The organism is Myxococcales bacterium (genome assembly GCA_016703425.1).
Classification (GTDB): Bacteria; Myxococcota_A; Polyangia; order Polyangiales; family Polyangiaceae; genus JADJCA01.
In genome coordinates, this window is the sequence record JADJCA010000015.1 from 76,898 (window position 1) to 93,660 (window position 16,763).

Below are 16,763 nucleotides of genomic sequence, written 5' to 3' on the forward strand. Positions count from 1 at the left end.
CGGCGGCTCGCTCAGCGGCTCTTCAGTGCGTGCTTGAGCGGTAAAAGGACGCGCTGAGGGAGCACGTCGAGCGCGACACGACGGGCGCCCCGCTTGACGCGGATCTTGAGGTAGCGATCGAAACCCCACGAGAAGAGGCGCCGGTATTCGCGAGGGACGCGAGCGTACTCGATGGGGTTGATGGAGATGGGCGGCCGGGTCTCGTAGCCGCCGTAGTCGCGAAACCAGTGACGATGGTAGCTGCAATACACCAGCGGGCGGACGCGCTCGGAGCGGTTGCGGGCGCCGCGGTGGACGACGCGGCTGTCGGTCATCATGATGGAGCCGCGCGGGACCACGGGATGAACCGGCGGAGTCGCCTTGGCCTTCTCGAAGTCGGGCTCGTGTTGCGTGGTCGGCCACACCTCCGTGGAACCGGTCTCCGCATCCGCGTCGACGAGCGGCATCAGCACGGTGAGCGCGTAGGGCGGAAGCTTCACGTCGTACGCGAAGTCGCCGAAGAGGGAGTCGGAGTCGCGGTGTGTAAACTGGTCGGGGGCCCCCGGAAACGACACGACGGAGCTGCACGCGCCGAGGATGCAGTCGTCGCCCAAGAGGCGCTCGATGATCGGGAACACGAGCGGGTTGGCGTAAAACTGCGGCCGCGCGAAGGGCCCTTCCACGTCGACGGTGAAGAGCGGCCGCCGATCTTCCTTGTCGGTGGACTCGAGCTCGGACCAGTACCGCTTGCGATAGTGGCCGTCGAGCTCCTCCAAGAACTCGAGCGGTATGGCGCCATGAAGCCGAAGCGCGCCGCCTTCGCGAAAGAGGCGAACCGCTTCGTCGACGGTGCTCGGCTTTAGCTTCTGCGAGTGCGCCTCGTCGTCTGCGATGGTGAGCGTGGGAACGTCGTCGAACGGTGCGGTCATCGGAAGATCTTTCCTTTGAGTTGCGAAAGAAGGCCTCCCCTCGGCGCCTCGGCCTTCGGCGTCGTGGGTGGTCGCGGCGCGACCTTGGGCTCGCTCGACGCCGCCGACCCCGCGTCGGTGACGCCATCGGCGACGCCGAACCCCTTCGCGAGCTGCTCGAGCGTGAGCAACAAGAGGTCGCGCGGGTTCAGGCGATGCCCGAGCTCCGTCTCGACGCGCGCGATGACGACCATCGAAAGCAGCGAGTGCCCACCTAGCTCGAAGAAGTTGTCGGTCGCCGCCACACTCTCCGTCGCGAGCACCTCTCGCCAAATGCGCGCCAGCGAGAGCTCGCTCGGCGAAGACGGCGCCCTCGCATCTTCGCGCTTCGCCACCCCGTCGGGCGGCGGAAGCGCCTGCCTCGCGATCTTGCCGGCGGGCGTGAGTGGCAGCGCCGGCAACTCGACCACGTGCTGCGGAATCATGTACTCGGGGAGCTTCTTCCGGAGATGCTTGCGGACCTCGCTCGCCGTCAGAAGCTGATCTCTCTTGAGCACGAGGTAGGCCACCAGACGCGCGTCGCCGGGTCGGTCTTCACGAACGATCACCACAGACCGGTCCACGGCCTCATGTTCGGCCAAGACCGACTCGATCTCGCCAAGCTCGATGCGATAGCCGCGCACCTTGACCTGGTGGTCGACGCGCCGCTGGTAGAGCAGCGTGCCGTCGGCCCGCTGCGTCACGACGTCGCCGGTCTTGTACATCTTGCCGGGCCCCAACGCCGACGCCGCGCGGAACGGATCGGGCACGAAGCGCGCATCGGTGAGCGTCTGCCGGTTCTTGTAGCCGAGGCTCACGCCAAGGCCACCGATGCAAAGTTCGCCCGGCACACCGAGCGGCGTCGGCTGACCCAAAGGGTCGAGGACGTAGACGCTTGTGTTGTCGATGGGGCCGCCGATGCTGATGCGCGGATCGCTCGCGTCGAGCGGGGCGCAGGTCGACCAAATGGTCGTCTCCGTGGGGCCGTACATGTTCCAGATGGCCGAGGCGCGCTCGAAGAGCGGAGCCAAGAGATCGGCGGGGAACGCCTCGCCGCCGCACAGCACCTTGAACGGCTTCGCGCCGCGCCAGCCGGCCGCGATGAGCGCGCGCCAGGTGGCCGGCGTCGCCTGCATGATGGTCGCGCCGCTCGATTCGAGCAGGTCTCGCAGCTTGCGGCCGTTCTGCGCGACGTCGGCGCTCGCCACGACAACCTTCGCCCCGACCACGTGAGGCAAGAAGAGCTCGAGGCCCGCGATGTCGAAGGACAGCGTGGTCACCGCCACGAGCGTGTCGCTCGGAGCGATGCCCGGCTTCTTGGCCATCGACATGAGGAAGCTGACGAGCGCGCGGTGCGGGACCACGACGCCTTTGGGTACGCCGGTGGAGCCCGACGTGTAGATGACGTAGGCCGCCTCATCGGTGGCGACGGTGGATTGTCCCTTGGGCAACGACCCCAGAAGGCGTTCGGCAGAGCACGCGCCGATGGTCGCGGCGGCGCCGTCGACGCTGACGACGGTCGGCGGTGTACCGCCGCTGGGGATCGGCACGCGTGGCGCGAGGGCGTCGCTCGTCACCACAATGCCAAGCTCCGAGTCCGACACCATGAGCAGGAGGCGGTCGACGGGGTATTCGGGATCGAGCGGCACGTAGGCGGCGCCGGCCTTGAGGATGGCGTAGAGCGTGACCACCATCTCGAGGGAGCGTTCGAGAAAGACGCCGACGAGCGTCCCCTGTTTGGCGCCGAGGTTGGCGAGATGCCGGGCGAGCCGGTTGGCGCGCGCGTCGAGCTCGCGAAACGTGAGGCGTTGGTCGCGAAATTGAAGCGCGATCGCGTCGGGCGTCTTGTCGGCCTGTCGTTCGTAGAGTTGATGCGCGCCCGAGACGTCGGGAAGCGTCGCGTCGGTCCCGTTCCACGCGGTCACGATCCGGTGTCGCTCTTCTTCCGTGAGCAACGGAAGCTCGGCGAGGGGGCTCTCAGCGCCGTCGGCGAGGGCGCCCAGGAGCACGCGAAGGCTCGCGAGCAGGCGCTCGATGAAGGCGTCATCAAAGAGCGCGGTGGGGTACTCGAAGGTGATCCGAAGGCCCGTATCCGTGCGACTCACCCAAGCGCTGAGATCGTTGCGCGCAACCTTGGCGTGCACCGTCTCGCGGCGCGAGACGACGAAGGCCCGCGCCTCAGGCTTCGCGGGCGACGCCGAGAGCACGTCCTCGAACGCGAAGATCGTCTGATAGACCGGCGAACGGCTGAGATCGCGAGGGACACCCAGCTTGTCGACGAGCTGCTCGAAGGGAACGTCTTGGTTCGCGTAGGCGCCGAGGCACGTCTCGCGAACGCGACGCACCAGCTCGCGAAAAGTTGGTGCGCCGGACAGATCGATTCGGAGCGCCAACGTGTTGGCGAAGTAGCCGATGAGCTCCATCGTTTGACCGTGATTTCGGTTCGCGATGGGTGTGCCGATGACGACTTCGTCTTGGCCGGCGACGCGATGCAGCAGGGTGGCATACGCAGCAACGAGCACCATGAACAGCGTCGCGCCGTCGCGACGCCCGAGCGCGGCGAGCCGGTCGACGACGTCGGCCTCGACGTCGATGCGCGCAGTAGCGCCTTCCGTGGGTGCCCGCGGGCCGCGTTGTTCGGTCGTCGGCAGCTCGAGCACCGGGAGCGGCGCCGCCAGGTTGTTGAGCCAATGGTCGAGCTTCTTCGCTTGCTCCGGGTCGCGGCCGTCCGTCTGCCAGACGGCGTAGTCGGCGTATTGGAGCTCTAGCGCGGGAAGCCTCGGCTCTTCGCCGCGGAGCCGCGCCTCGTAACAGGCCGCGAGCTCTCGCTCGAAGACGTCCTGAGACCAGCCGTCGGTGACGACATGATGAGTGGTCACGAGCAGGACGCTCCGCGTCGTCTCGAGGCGCACCAAGACCGCGCGAATGAGCGGGCCGCGCGCCAAGTCGAACGGCGCTCGCGCGTGTTCGGAGAGCACCGCCTGGCAGCGCGCGTCCATCTCGTCGCGTGCCATCTCCGAGAGGTCGACGACGGGGATCTCCACGACGAACGGCGGGGCGATGTGCTGCACTGGCCCGCGCGGGCCCAGACGAAGAGTCGTGCGAAGGACCGCGTGCCGAGCCACCACGTCGGCGAGGGACGAGCGGAGCGCCGTCACGTCGAGGGCGTGGTCCACGAAGAAGGCGACGGGGACGTTGTAGACGGCGAGGCCGGGATCCAGCTGGTCGAGGTAGAAGAGCCGCCCTTGGCCGAAGGAGAGCGGCGCCTCGAAGGCTCCGCCGGCGGCAGGCGTAAGCGTCGCCTTCGCGATGGCGATGCTGGCTCGGGCAGTCCCGGCCTCGGCGCCGAGGCGCAAGAAGGCGAGGAGCTCGGGCTTTCGGCGCCGGATCTCGTCGCCAAGATCGTCGGTGATGGCGCCCTTGGGCGCGTTCACCAGGAGCTTGTCGCCTTCGGCGCGGAGCTCGATGCCGCGGTCGCGGAGGCGCGAGAGGAACGCGGCGACGCTCAAAACGCGACCTCTTCGCGCTCGCCTTGAGCGCCGGCGTCAGGCACGCGTTTTTGATAGACCATCGCGTCGATCTTTTGCGAGAGCGTCGCGACGGTTGGGGTCGTAAAGAGGCTGCTCAAGGACAGCTCGGCGACGCCGCAGGCCTCGCGCAATCGAACGATGATCTGAATGCCGAGGAGCGAGTGCCCGCCGAGCTCGAAGAAGTCGCTCGTCGTGCTGACACGACTCAGGCCGAGGACCTCACACCAGACGTCCGCGACCTGCTTCTCCGTCTCGGTGCGGGGCGCCGAGAACTCGGCGGCCCCGCCGGTACGCGTTTCGCCAACGTCGAGGGCCAGGAGCGCCGCCGTGTCGACCTTGCCGTTGTGCGTGAGCGGTAGCGCGTCGAGCATCGTGATCCCTTGCGGGATCATGTATTCGGGGAGCCGCTCGCGGAGCGCCGCACGAAGCCCCTCGGCGAGCTTCCGCGCCGCCAGCTTCTTCGCAGGCTCGTTGGCCGACTCGAGCCACCACGTCGCCGACGGCGAAGCAGGCGGCGTGCGCCACTCCACTCGGACCGGCTCGCCGCCCGCCGGGCGAAGCGTGAAGACGGCCTCGAAGCGACCGGGACCGTCGAGGTCCGTCCACCGAAGCTCGACGTGGTAGCCAAGCTCGTCACCGAGAGCCCAGAGGGCCTCGGGATCAATCGAGCGATCGCTCGCGTCAGCGAGGAGCGCGCTCTTCAGGGTCGCCACGTCGGCAAGCTCGCGCTTCTCCGCCTCGCGTACGAGGTCTCGCGCGCGGAGATGTTGCGCGTTTCGCCAGTTCGGGATGTTTTTTACGGCGAAGATCGTCGGCTTCGACGACTCGAGGACGCGCCTCAGCTCTGCCGCCGAGCCCCAGCCTTCGCTCATGTAGTCGCGCCAAGTGACCGGGACGGCCTTGGGCCGCGGGCCGATCTCGAGCCAGACGTCGTAGTGGAAGCGCGTCGTCTCGTTTTGTAGGGTGCCGCGCCGCAGCTCCACACGAACAGCGCCGACGCGAGGGTTCTCCCGCGCGATCTCGAAGAAGAAGGCCGGGTCGATGACCAGCTCGTCCTCCGTCTGGACGCGCCTCTCGATGAGCTCCCGCAGATCCTTGGTCTTCGTGCTGGGCGCCGAGCGTTCGATCTGATCGAACGCGTGGTGCGCCTCGAGGAGCGCGTAGCTCTGCACGTCGCCGATGAAAACGCTGCCGGCCCCGCTCGCGTTAGCGCCGATGCTCCGGATGGCGCCTTCGAGGACGCGCTTCATGTACGCGCCGTCGGGGAAGTACTGGCACACGCTGTTGATGATGACCGAGTCGAAAGAGCCTTCGGTCACGCCGGCGAAGTCGGCGGCTTCACGCACCGCGACGCTCACGTTCTTGAGCGACTCGTACTTCGGCGTGCGCAAGAGCCGCTCGATTTCGCGAACGCCCCCCTCCGCATAGTCGGTGCCGAAGATGGTCCCGCAAAGCGGCGCGAGCCGCAGAAGCTCCGCTCCCGTGCCGCAGCCGATAGCCCAGACGCGCCCCAGCGGGAGCTTCGTCAGCCGCGCGAAGGTCGCGTCGAGGCCTTCTTTCACCTCGGCTTCGTAGCCCTTCTTGTCGGAGAGCTCGCGAAGGAGCACGAGGTCGTCGAGCTCCGCGTGCTCACCGCCGTTGCCGTTGGCTTTGATGGCTTGTGCACCGGCGGCGTAGAGCGCGTCCCACTTCTTACGCCAGGCTTCCTTCTGCTCCGTCGTCGCGCTCGGTTGGGTCTTGTCGTTCGAGGGCACGACGAAGGCCGCGAGGGTGCGGCTCTGGGCGTCTTTGCCGCGGGCCAAGACCACGGCGCGCTCCACGCCCGGCGCCATCTCGAGGTTCTTCTCGATTTCGCCGAGCTCGATGCGATACCCGCGGATCTTCACCTGGTGATCGGCGCGGCCGAGGTACTCGAGCTCGCCGTCGGCACGATGACGAGCCAGATCGCCCGTCTTGTACATGCGCGCGCCGGGAGCCCCGAAGGGGTCCGCGACGAAGCGCTCTGCCGTGAGCTCGGGTCGGTTCAAGTATCCGAGCGCGAGCTGAGGCCCCGCGATGTAGAGCTCTCCGGTCACGCCGATGGGCACCGGCGCGTGGCGGTCGTCCAGGATGTAGAGGCGCGTGCCCGGCGTGGGGCGACCGATGGCGATGGCGCCGCTGGTTGGCGACGCCGGCGATACCTGATGAATGCAGCAACCGACTGTCGCTTCGGTGGGGCCGTACTCATTCACGAGAACGACGTCGGGCGCGTGCGCACGGAATTCCGCCACGTGCGACGCCAGGAGCTGCTCACCGCCGATGACGTAGGTGCCGGCCGTCTTGGCGAGCGCCGACGACGGCAACTGCTCCGCGAGGATGCCGAGGTGCGCCGGGGTGAGCTTCACGACGCTGAAGCCGCCCGGCTCCTTGAGCGCGCGGCCGAGCGCTTCGACGTCGTCGCCCTCCGGCAAAAGGGTCACGGCCTTGCCGACGCAAAGCGGCCCGAAGAGCGACGTGACCGTGAGGTCAAAACCAATGGACGAATGGACCGGCGAGCCGGAGCCCGACTCCATCCGGTAACGCGGGAGCGCCCACGACAAGTAGTGCTCGAGGGCGCGATGCGGAATCATGACGCCCTTCGGCTCGCCGGTAGAGCCCGACGTGTACATGACGTACGCGACGGCATCCTCCGGAACAGCGCCTTCCGGCGGCGTCTTGGGCCGCTCGGCGATCTCTCCGGGCCAGGCGTCGACGACGACGGCGCGGACACCGGTCGGCAGCACCGATGCGCATTGCGTGTGCGTGAGCACCAAGTCCGCCGCCGAGTCGGCGAGCATGAACGCCATGCGCGCCGCCGGGAGCGCCGGGTCGAGCGGCACGTACGCGCCCCCGGCCTTCAAGACGCCCAAGAGCGCGACGAGCAGCTCCGGCGTCCTCGGCATGCACACGGCCACACAACGACCGAGCGTGACACCTCGAGTCGTCAGGTAGTGCGCCAGCTGATTCGCGCGCTCGTTGAGCTCGCGGTAGGTCATGGCCCGCGCGGCAGCGAGTCCACCAGCCACTGACGGGCCCGCCGCCATCTGCACGGCGACGGCGTTGGGCTCCTTCTCCGCGGCCCTCTGCACCCATTCGGTGACGCGCTTGCCGGGCATCGGAGACGTCACCGCCTCGGCCTGGTTCCACTGCACCAAAATGCGCTCGCGTTCAGCCAGCGGGAGCAGCGGTAGATCCTGGCTCGGACGGCTTGCGTCGCTGACGGCCTCCTCCAAGAGGACCTTGTATTGATCGAGGCGCCGTCGCATCGTCTCGCGATCGAAGAGGTCGAGGTTGAAGGTGCACTGCACCTCGAGCCCGGCGTTCGACTCGACGACGTTGAAGAAGATGTCGAAGTTCTCGTAGCGGCGCGGGATCGAGCCTGCGGTGCACGCGAGATCGTGGAACTCGATGCCCAGCGAGTTGGGGTCCAAGTTGAACGCCACGCTCATGAGCGGCACGCGGCTCGGGTCGCGGGGAATCGCGAGCTTCTGGATCAACGTACCGAAGGCGAAGCTCTTGTGCTCAAAGGCGTCGAAGACCTTGCCGCGCACGTGCTTCACGTGGTCCGAAAACGGCGCCGCCTTGTCGAGGGCGATGCGGAGCGGCAGAAACTGCACGCAATGGCCAACGAGGTCCCGACCTTCGATGTCCGACTGGCTCGCGAGCGAGAAGCCAACGACGACGTCGGACTGGCCCGAGAGGCGGCTCAAGAGGAGCTGAAAGCCCGCGAGCAGGCCCGCGAAGAGCGTCGCCCCTTGCGCACCAGCCATCTTCCGGAGCGCGTTGGTGAACGCTTGATCGAGCTTGAGCGAGATGCGATCGGCGGCGAACGTCTTCACCGGCGGGCGCGGGCGATCGGTGGGGAGGTCGAGCACCGGCACGGGGCTGCCCTTGTATTCGGACACCCAGTAGTCCTCGGCGGCGCGCCGCTCTTCGCCCTTCGCGACGATCTTCATGTCGGCGATCCACTCGCTGTAGGGCATCGCGGGCACGAGGCCGTGCGGCTTGCCGCTGCACACCGACGCGTAGAGCTTGCCGAGGTCACGGCAGAGGACGCCGCAAGACCAGCCGTCGGCGATGAGGTGGTGCGCCGTGAGGATGACCGTGTGCTCTTCCTCGGCGAGCTTGATGAGCTTGGCGCGGAACAGCGGACCGTTTTCGAGGTCGAACTCCTCGGTCACTTCCTTCTGGCGGAGCTGCTCGAGCTGCGCGTCGCGGTCGCTCGTGAGCGCGCTCAGGTCAAAGAGCGGGAGCGGCACCTCGTTGACGGGCATCACGCGCTGCGTCGTGCCGTCGTTGTTGGGCACGCAGCGGAGAGCTTCGTGACGCTTCACGAGCATCGTGACGGCGAGCTCGAGGGCCTTTCGATTGAGCTTGCCGCGAAGGTGCAGCGTGCTCGCCAAGTTGAAGGCGCAGGATGCGTCGCGCCCGAAGCGAGTCGCGAGCCAGATCTCCTGCTGGCCTTCGCTCATCGGCACGGAGACGGGCACACGGATGGGCGGCGTTCCGGGGAAGAGCTTCACCGCTTGGAGCGCTTCGATGCTCTCTCGGAAACCCCGCGCGATCTTGGCGAAGTCTTCGTCGGTGTGGGCCGTCGTGAAGAAGGCCGGGCGCCCCTCGTAGGTGAAAATGCCGCGGTTGTGCAGGTGGTAGAAGAGGAGCTGCGAATAGTCCTGGAAGCTCGTGAACTTCAGGACAACGAAGCTCGCGAAGTGCTCCATCCACAAGGGCGCGCCGACCTCGTCGAAGTACGCGTTCATCTCGGCGGCGAAGGCGCGCGTCCGTGCGTTGAGCTTCTCCTGGAGCGCCGGGCCTTGCTCCTTCAGGTACGTGAGCGTCGCGAAGGCCGAAGCCATGGCGAGCGGATGGCGCACGAAGGTCCCCGCGAACCAGGTCATGTCGGCCTCGGGCACCGACTGATCGCCGAAGCTCCACATGCCGCCATCGAGGGCGTCCATGTACTTCGCCTTGCCGGCGACGACGCCGATGGGCAAGCCTCCGCCGACGACCTTGCCGTAGGTCGCCAGGTCAGCGCGGATGCCCCAGAGCGCCTGCATGCCGCCCGGGTGCGACCGGAAGCCCGTCACCATTTTCGTCGAAGAGCAGGGCGATGTTGTGCTCCTCGGTCAGCTTGCGGAGCGCGCGAACGAACTCCACGGGCTGGTTGTCAGGGTTGCGACTCCGGATCGGCTCGACGAGCACGAGGGCGAGCTCGTCGGCGTGCTTCTTGATCTCCTCGAGCGACTCCATGTCGCCGTACTTCAAGACGAGCGTGTGCTCGACGTGGCGCTGCGGAATGCCCGGCGCGATGGGCACCGTCTTCTTCTTGCCGCCAAAGGTGACGCCCTTGACGAGGACCTCATCGAAGATGCCGTGGTAGTGGCCCGCAAAGGTGGCGATGCCGTCTTTGCCGGTGACCGTTCGCGCCAAGCGAATGGCCGCGATGACCGCTTCCGAACCGGTGTTGCAGAAGGCCGCGCGCTCGTTGCCCGTGAGCTCGCAAAAGAGCTCGGCCAAGGGGCCCGCGAGGCGATTTTGAGGACCGATTTCGACGCCTCGATCGAGCTGCTCCTTGATGGCTTCGCGAAGGAAGGGCGGGTTGTGCCCCAGGAACGTGACGCCGTAGCCGTTGACGAGATCGATGTACTCGTTGCCGTCGAGGTCCCACAGCTTCGAGCCTTCGGTCTTCGCGGCGATGATGGGGAACACCATCTCCTTCCACTGGAGCTTGAAGCCCTGCACCGTGCGCGGGTCGGCGAACTGGGCGCGGTACTTCTGCGTCATGGACTTCGAGGTCGGCGCGCGCTCGCAGACGGCGCGAATGAGCGTGTCGATGTGCGCCTGCTGCTCCGGCGTGAGCGCGCCGGAGTCGTCGTGACGCCCCTTGTCCACGGGCTGCCACGGGCTCTCCTTGTTGACCTTCTTTTCGGGGACGATCTCCGCCGCGCCCGGCTTCGTGGCGGCGCGAGGCGAGACGGTGGTCGGGGTCGTGGTCGTGGTCGCGGTCGGGGTCGGGGTCGCGGTCGAGGTCGAGGTCGAGGTCGAGGTCGGAGCGTGCACGGGCACGGGCACGTTCACGTTTACGGGGAGAGAGGCGGGGAGAGAGGGAGAGGCACCGAGGGCCGCGAGCTGGGCCTGCATCACGGAGAGCTGTTGCGCGATGACGCGCTCGACGGCGCTCGCGTTGACGGGGGCCGCGATGGGAGTGGGTGCAAACTGCACGGGTCCCGTGGTGCCGTTGACCGGGGTCGCCACGACAACGGGGGCGGGCGCGGGCGCGACAGGGCTCGCCTCGGTAGCCGTCTGCCGGAGCTCGGACGCCGGGACCGGCAGCGGCGCTGGCAGCGCGGGGGCAACGGCCGTCTCTTCCGGAAACGCGTCGGGCGCGAGCTGACCATCGAGGAAGTCCGCGAGCGCGCCTACGCCGGGCGCCTTCTCGAGCAGCTGGCGCACCGTCGTCTTTACGCCAAAGCGCTTGCGGAAGGCGCCGTTCGCTTGCGTCAAGAAGAGCGAGTCGAAGCCCAACTCGAGGAAGGTCGCCGCCGGATCGATGCGTGACGCATCAAGGCCGGAGAGCTCCTGGAGGATGCGCTGAAGCTCGGTGACGATGCGATCTTTGCGGCTTTGCGTGGGCATGGCGGGCTCTTGGTGGAAAACGAGGGTCTGGACTGGCGCAGTAAGGACGGAAGGCAGTGGTGGCAGTTCGGGAACAGGTACCGGCAAAGGGGGCGCGACCGACGAGGCAACGGGGCTCGGCGAGGGCTCCGAAGCCGCGACGGAGAGCGGCGCGGTGACCGTCGAAGGCGCCGGGTCGAGGAAGTATCGTTTGCGCTCAAAGCAGTAGGAGGGCAGCGGCACGCGCCGACGCGACTGGCCCGCGAAGCGCCCTTCGTCGGCGAGCGGGAGGCCGAGGAGCCAAAGGCGCGCCGCGGCGCGCTCCAAGAACTCCACGTCGGACACCGTCTCGCTCGGGTGTCGCACCGTGCAAATGAGCGCGTCCTTCACCGCCGCTGGGTGTGACTTGGCGAGCGTCACGAGGGTGCGGCCCGGTCCCACCTCGACGAGCGCGCGGCCGCCGCCTTCGAGCGCGCAGTCGACCCCATCGGCGAAGCGGACCGTTTGCCGAAGGTGACGGACCCAATATTCGGGATCGCGGGCCTCGTCGGGGCGGAGCCACGTGCCCGTCACGTTGCTGACGACGGGCATCGTCGGCGCGTGCAGCTCGAGGGTGCGAAGGTACGCCGCGAACTCCGCGAGAATCGGCTCCACGAGCGACGAGTGGGCCGCCACATCGATGTGGATGCGCGTGGGCTCGATGTCGGCGCGCTCAAGCTTCGCCGCCAGCGCGTCGATGGACGCCACCTCTCCCGAGGCGACGCATTGATCACGCCGGTTGATGGCCGCGAACGACAGATCAGGCGTCATGAACGGCCGCGCTTCGTCGGCGGAGAGCGGAATGCCGAGCATGCTTCCCTTCGGAAGCTTCTCGAAGAGCCGACCGCGGCACAGGACGACGCCGAGCGCGTCCTTCAGCGACATGACGCCGGCGAGGCACGCGGCGGTGTATTCGCCCATGCTGTGGCCGATCATCGCCGTCGGCTCGATGCCCCACGAGCGAAGGAGCATCGCGACCGAATATTCGACGGCGAAGAGCGCCGGCAGCGCTTGGCTGGGCTTCTCGAGAGCGCCCTTGGCAACGTCGCCTCCGTAGACCAAGTCGGCCAGCTCGGCGCCGAGGAGCGGACGCAAGTGATCGGCGCAGCGCGCGAAGGCCTCAGCGAAGGCCGGCTCGTGGCGAAGCCCCTCCGCCATGCGCGCGTATTGAGCGCCGCCGCCGGGAAACATGAACACGACGCCGGCGAGCGGCGTCTTGTCGGCGCCATTGCGCACCTCGAGCCCGGGCTTGCCGTCAGCCGCTACGCCCAACAGCTTCACGACGGCGTCTTGGGGCGAGCTCGCCACGACCGCCGCGCGGCACGTGAAGCGGCGTCGCCCTGCGAGGAGCGTGTGGGCCACGTCGGCGAGCGCGAGCTTCGGGTTGGCCGCCAGGTGCTCGGCCAGCTCTTCGCGCGCACGCGCAAGGGCCGTCTCGGTCTTTGCCGAGAGCACGAGCAGCTCATGACTTCGCCCCGCGCCCGTCGGCGGAAGGAGCGGCGCCTCCTCCACGATGGCGTGCGCGTTGGTGCCACCGAGGCCGAAGGCCGAGATGCCCGCGCGACGCGGCCTTTGTCCGCGCGGCCACGGCGAGAGCTTCCCGTTCACCACGAAGGGACTCTTCGCAAAGTCGATCTGAGGGTTGGGCTTCTCGAAGTTCAGACTCGGCGGGAGCGCCTCGTGCTCGAGCGAGAGCACCGTCTTGATGAGGCCCGCCGCCATGGCGCCGGCGTCGAGGTGGCCGATGTTGGTCTTCACCGAGCCGATGCGGCAATACCCCGTGCGCGTCGTCGTCTTGCGATACGCGCGGGTGAGGCCGGCCACCTCCATGGGATCGCCGATGACGGTGCCCGTGCCGTGCGTCTCGACGTAGTCGATGTCGTCGGCCGAGAGGCCCGCCAGCTCGAGCGCTCGCGTGATGACCTCCGACTGGCCTTGGACGCTCGGCGCCGTGAAGCCAATCTTCGCCCCGCCGTCGTTGTTGATGGCGGTGCCCTTCACGACGGCGCGGATGTTGTCGCCGTCCCTCAGCGCGTCGCGAAGCCGCTTGAGCACCAACATGCCGCAACCGGAGCCGCGCACCATGCCGCCAGCCTTCGCGTCGAAGGCGCGCACGTGACCGTCGGGCGCGAGCGCCCCGCCATCGACGTAGACGTAGCCCGCGTGCGAGGGCCCCAAGATCTTGGCCCCGCCGACGAGCACCATGTCGCTGTCGCCGCTCTTTAGACTCTGGCACGCGAGGTGGAGCGCCACGCCGGAGGTGGAGCACGCCGTCTGCACGTTGACCGCCGGCCCCTTGAGGTCGAGCTTGTAGGCCACGTGCATCGACGGAAAGTCCCGCTCGTTGCCGATCTGCAGGTGATGCTCGATGAGGCGCCCCTGGAACTCGGGCCGCACGGCGAGGTTCTCGAGCATGTACGGGTTGCGACCGACCCCGCCAAAAATGCCGATCTTCCCGCGGTAGCGCGACGGGTCGTAGCCCGCGTCTTCGAGCGCCGCGTACGCGCACTCGAGGAAGATGCGCTGCTGCGGATCCATCAGCTCCGCTTCCCGCGGCGTCATTCCGAAGAACGCCGCATCGAAGCTCTCTGCCTCGTCCAGGTGGAACGAGAGCGGAACGAAGTCGGGGTTCGCGAGCAGGCTCACGTCGAGGCCCCCGCGCTCGAGGTCTTCGGCGGTGACGGGCTTCGTCGCCTCGACGCCGCGCTCGAGGTTGGTCCAGAACGCGCGCGCGTTCTTGGCGCCGGGGAACCGACCCGCGAGACCCACGATGGCCATTTCGGAAGAACCGGCAGCCGCGTCGCCCCGCGAGTCCCCCCGCAAGGCCGCGTCCTTTGCCGCCGTGTCGTCTTCTCCACCGGTCGTTGCGGCGCCGTCGGCGAAGCGCGCCACCGCGGCGGGGTGATCACGGAGCAGGACAGCGGCAATCTCCGCGATGGTGGGCGCCTCAAAGAAGCTGACGATAGGGATCGTCTCTTTGAGCTCATCGGAGAGCCGCGCCACGAAACGCACCGCTTGCAGCGACGTGCCACCGAGCTCGAAGTAGCGATCGTGCACGCCGACCGAGTCGATCTCGAGGGTGTCTTCCCAGAGCTTGCAGAGGAGCTTCTCGAGGGGCTTTCGCGGTGCGACGTAGCCACGCTCCAATTCGGGTCGCTTGCGACCAGGCTTCGGCAGCGCCTTGCGGTCGACCTTGCCCATGGGCGAGAGCGGCAACGCGTCCATGAGCACGAAGGCGCCCGGCACCATGTAGCTCGGCAGCCGCGCCTCGAGCAGCGATCGAAGCCGACCGGCGGTGAGCGTCTCGCCTTTCTTCGCCGTGACGTAGGCGACGAGCCTCTTGTCGCCGGGCGAGTCCTCGCGCGCCAAGACGACGGCCTGCTCGACGGCGGCGAGCTCGCCGAGCGCCGTTTCGATCTCGCCGAGCTCGATGCGATGGCCGCCGATCTTCACTTGATCGTCGGTACGACCACAGAACTCGATGTTGCCGTCGGGCAGGCGGCGAACGCGATCACCGGTAAAATACAGGCGCTCGCCCTTGGCGAACGGGCTCTCGACGAAGCGTTCGGCGGTGAGCTCGGGCCGGTTCAGGTAGCCCGTCGCGAGGCCGTCACCGCCGACGTAGAGGTCGCCGATCTCGCCGTCCGCGGTTCGCTCGCGACGCTCGTTCAGGATGAAGACGTCGGTGTGCGCGATGGCCGTGCCGATGGGGATCGACGCGAGCTTCGGATCGAGCGCGCGCGGAATGCGGAAGCAGCAGGTGAAGGTCGTGCTCTCGGTGGGGCCGTAGCCGTTGACGAGTTGCGTCGACGGCAAGACTTCGAGGGCGCGCTTGATGTGATGAACGCTGAGGGCCTCACCGCCGGCGAGGACTTCGGCCACCGACCGCAACGTCGCGGGCGCCCGATCGATGACGAGGTTGAAGAGCGACGAGGTGAGCCACATCGTCGTGACGCCGGTCTTGACGACGGTCTCGCGCAAGAAGTCGAGGTCTGGCACGCCAGAACCGGGGTAGAGCACGCACCGGCCGCCGTGGAGGAGCGGCGCCCAAATCTCGAGCGTCGCCGCGTCGAAGGAGACGGGCGCGAGCTGCAAGAAGACCCGCGTCTCGTCCATCGGCGTGAAGTGGTTGTCGATGACGAGCCGCACGACGCCGCGATGGGGGACGCAGACGCCCTTCGGCTTTCCCGTGGAGCCAGACGTGTAGATCACGTACGCGAGATCGCCGCCGGTGAGCGGCGGCGTGTGGACGAGCGGCGCCGCGATGGCGCCGGCGCCGAAGCCCGCGTCGAGGCAAATGACGCGCGTGCCGCGAGCCACGACGCCCTGGGGCAGCGTCGGCGCGAGGTGCTGCTGCGTGAGGAGCACCGGCGCCTGCGTGTCCTCCACCATGAAGGTGACGCGCTCCTTCGGGTAGGCTGGGTCGAGCGGCACGTAGGCGCAGCCCGCCTTGAGGATGCCGAGGAAGGCGACGATGGTCTCGAGGGAGCGATCCATGTACGTCGCCACGAAGGAGCCGCGCGCCGCGCCGCTCTCGCGAATGAGCGCAGCCACGTGGTTCGCGCGGAGGTCGAGCTCGCGGTAGGTGAGCGTCTGCTCCGGCTGAGCGCCGCGGCCCGGGAGCACGAGCGCCACGCGCTCGCCGCCGCGCCGGACGACCTCTTCGAAGCGAGCGGGGATGGATTGATCTCGGTGATAGCTAGGCATGAGCGCTCAGCGGGCGGGTGTTTCGGTGGGCAGGGCGTCGGTCGACCCGGAGTCGCGGGAGCCGTCGTCCCGCGACGGAACGCGGCCGAACATCGGCTTCGGTCCCCAGAAGGCGAAGAGCGCCAGGCCGAAGAGGCACTTCATGAGCACGAAGGCGACGTATTGCGCGAGGCCGCCGCGAAGCGGCAAAACGGGGATGATCTGGCTCGTGTAGTTGGTCGTCGCCTGCATCACGAAGACCACCGCGGCGCTGCGCGTGCGCACGTAGAGCCAGCCGCAAATGGCGGCGATGGTCATGAAGTTCAAGATGAGCGGGACGATGGGCAGCCCCGGCGCCACCTGGATGTCGGCGATGACCAGCGGGACGTACCAAAGGCCCCAAAAGAGACCGACCAAGAGGCACGCCTGAAAGAGGCGATACCGGGCCGAAAAGACCGCGAGAAGAAAGCCGACCCACGCGATCTCTTCCGAGGCAGCGATCTGCGCCGTGAGGGAGAGGAACCTTAGGCCCGCCGCCTCGGCGAAATCGAAGTGGATGTCGTTCACGGCGCCAACGGCGCGGAGGCAGAGGAGCGCGAGCACCGCCACGAAGGACGGGTAGACGAGGGCGAAGAGCCAGTACTTCAAGGGCACGCGGACGTTGAAGAGCGAGGACAGGAGGTGCGCGGCGGCGCTCTTGCCCTGGGCCAGGTACGCGACCGCGAGGGCCGCGAGGGCCGGCGTGAAGACGCGAAGGGCGCTGAGGCCGTGGTTGCGAATCTGAAAATACTGGGTCGCGACGATGAAGCTCTGCGTCGCGAAGGCGACGACGACGAAGGTCGTGGCCGGGTACGCGGCGACGAGGGCCGACGGCCCCGTCCGCGCCTGCGTGCGCGTGCGGGAGTCGGAGTTCATGCGCGGCGTTGTCCACGAGCGGTCTGGTGACGCG

5 protein-coding genes are annotated in these 16,763 nt (G+C 67.9%); all 5 read right to left on the reverse strand.

All coding sequences use genetic code 11. From position 1 onward, the window contains the following. Nucleotides 1–11: 11 nt before the first annotated feature. From IPG50_27220 to IPG50_27240, 5 genes are read right to left on the reverse strand one after another with little or no spacing between them, the layout of a single operon-like run. Entirely contained in the window at nucleotides 12–908 is an 897-nt protein-coding gene (locus tag IPG50_27220; protein ID MBK6695867.1) for a phytanoyl-CoA dioxygenase family protein, read from the reverse strand. Next, complete coding sequence (locus IPG50_27225) at nucleotides 905–4,435, reverse strand: amino acid adenylation domain-containing protein (protein MBK6695868.1); 3,531 nt, start codon at nucleotides 4,433–4,435, stop codon at nucleotides 905–907. The genes IPG50_27220 and IPG50_27225 overlap by 4 nt, the downstream gene beginning before the upstream one ends. Next, nucleotides 4,432–9,564 (reverse strand): amino acid adenylation domain-containing protein, encoded by a 5,133-nt coding sequence (locus IPG50_27230; protein ID MBK6695869.1) that lies wholly within the window; start codon nucleotides 9,562–9,564, stop codon nucleotides 4,432–4,434. The genes IPG50_27225 and IPG50_27230 overlap by 4 nt, the downstream gene beginning before the upstream one ends. Continuing rightward, nucleotides 9,503–15,835 (reverse strand): amino acid adenylation domain-containing protein, encoded by a 6,333-nt coding sequence (locus IPG50_27235; GenBank protein ID MBK6695870.1) that lies wholly within the window; start codon nucleotides 15,833–15,835, stop codon nucleotides 9,503–9,505. The genes IPG50_27230 and IPG50_27235 overlap by 62 nt, the downstream gene beginning before the upstream one ends. Nucleotides 15,836–15,841: 6 nt before the next feature. Beyond that, complete coding sequence (locus tag IPG50_27240; protein ID MBK6695871.1) at nucleotides 15,842–16,729, reverse strand: CPBP family intramembrane metalloprotease; 888 nt, start codon at nucleotides 16,727–16,729, stop codon at nucleotides 15,842–15,844. Nucleotides 16,730–16,763 lie beyond the last annotated feature (34 nt).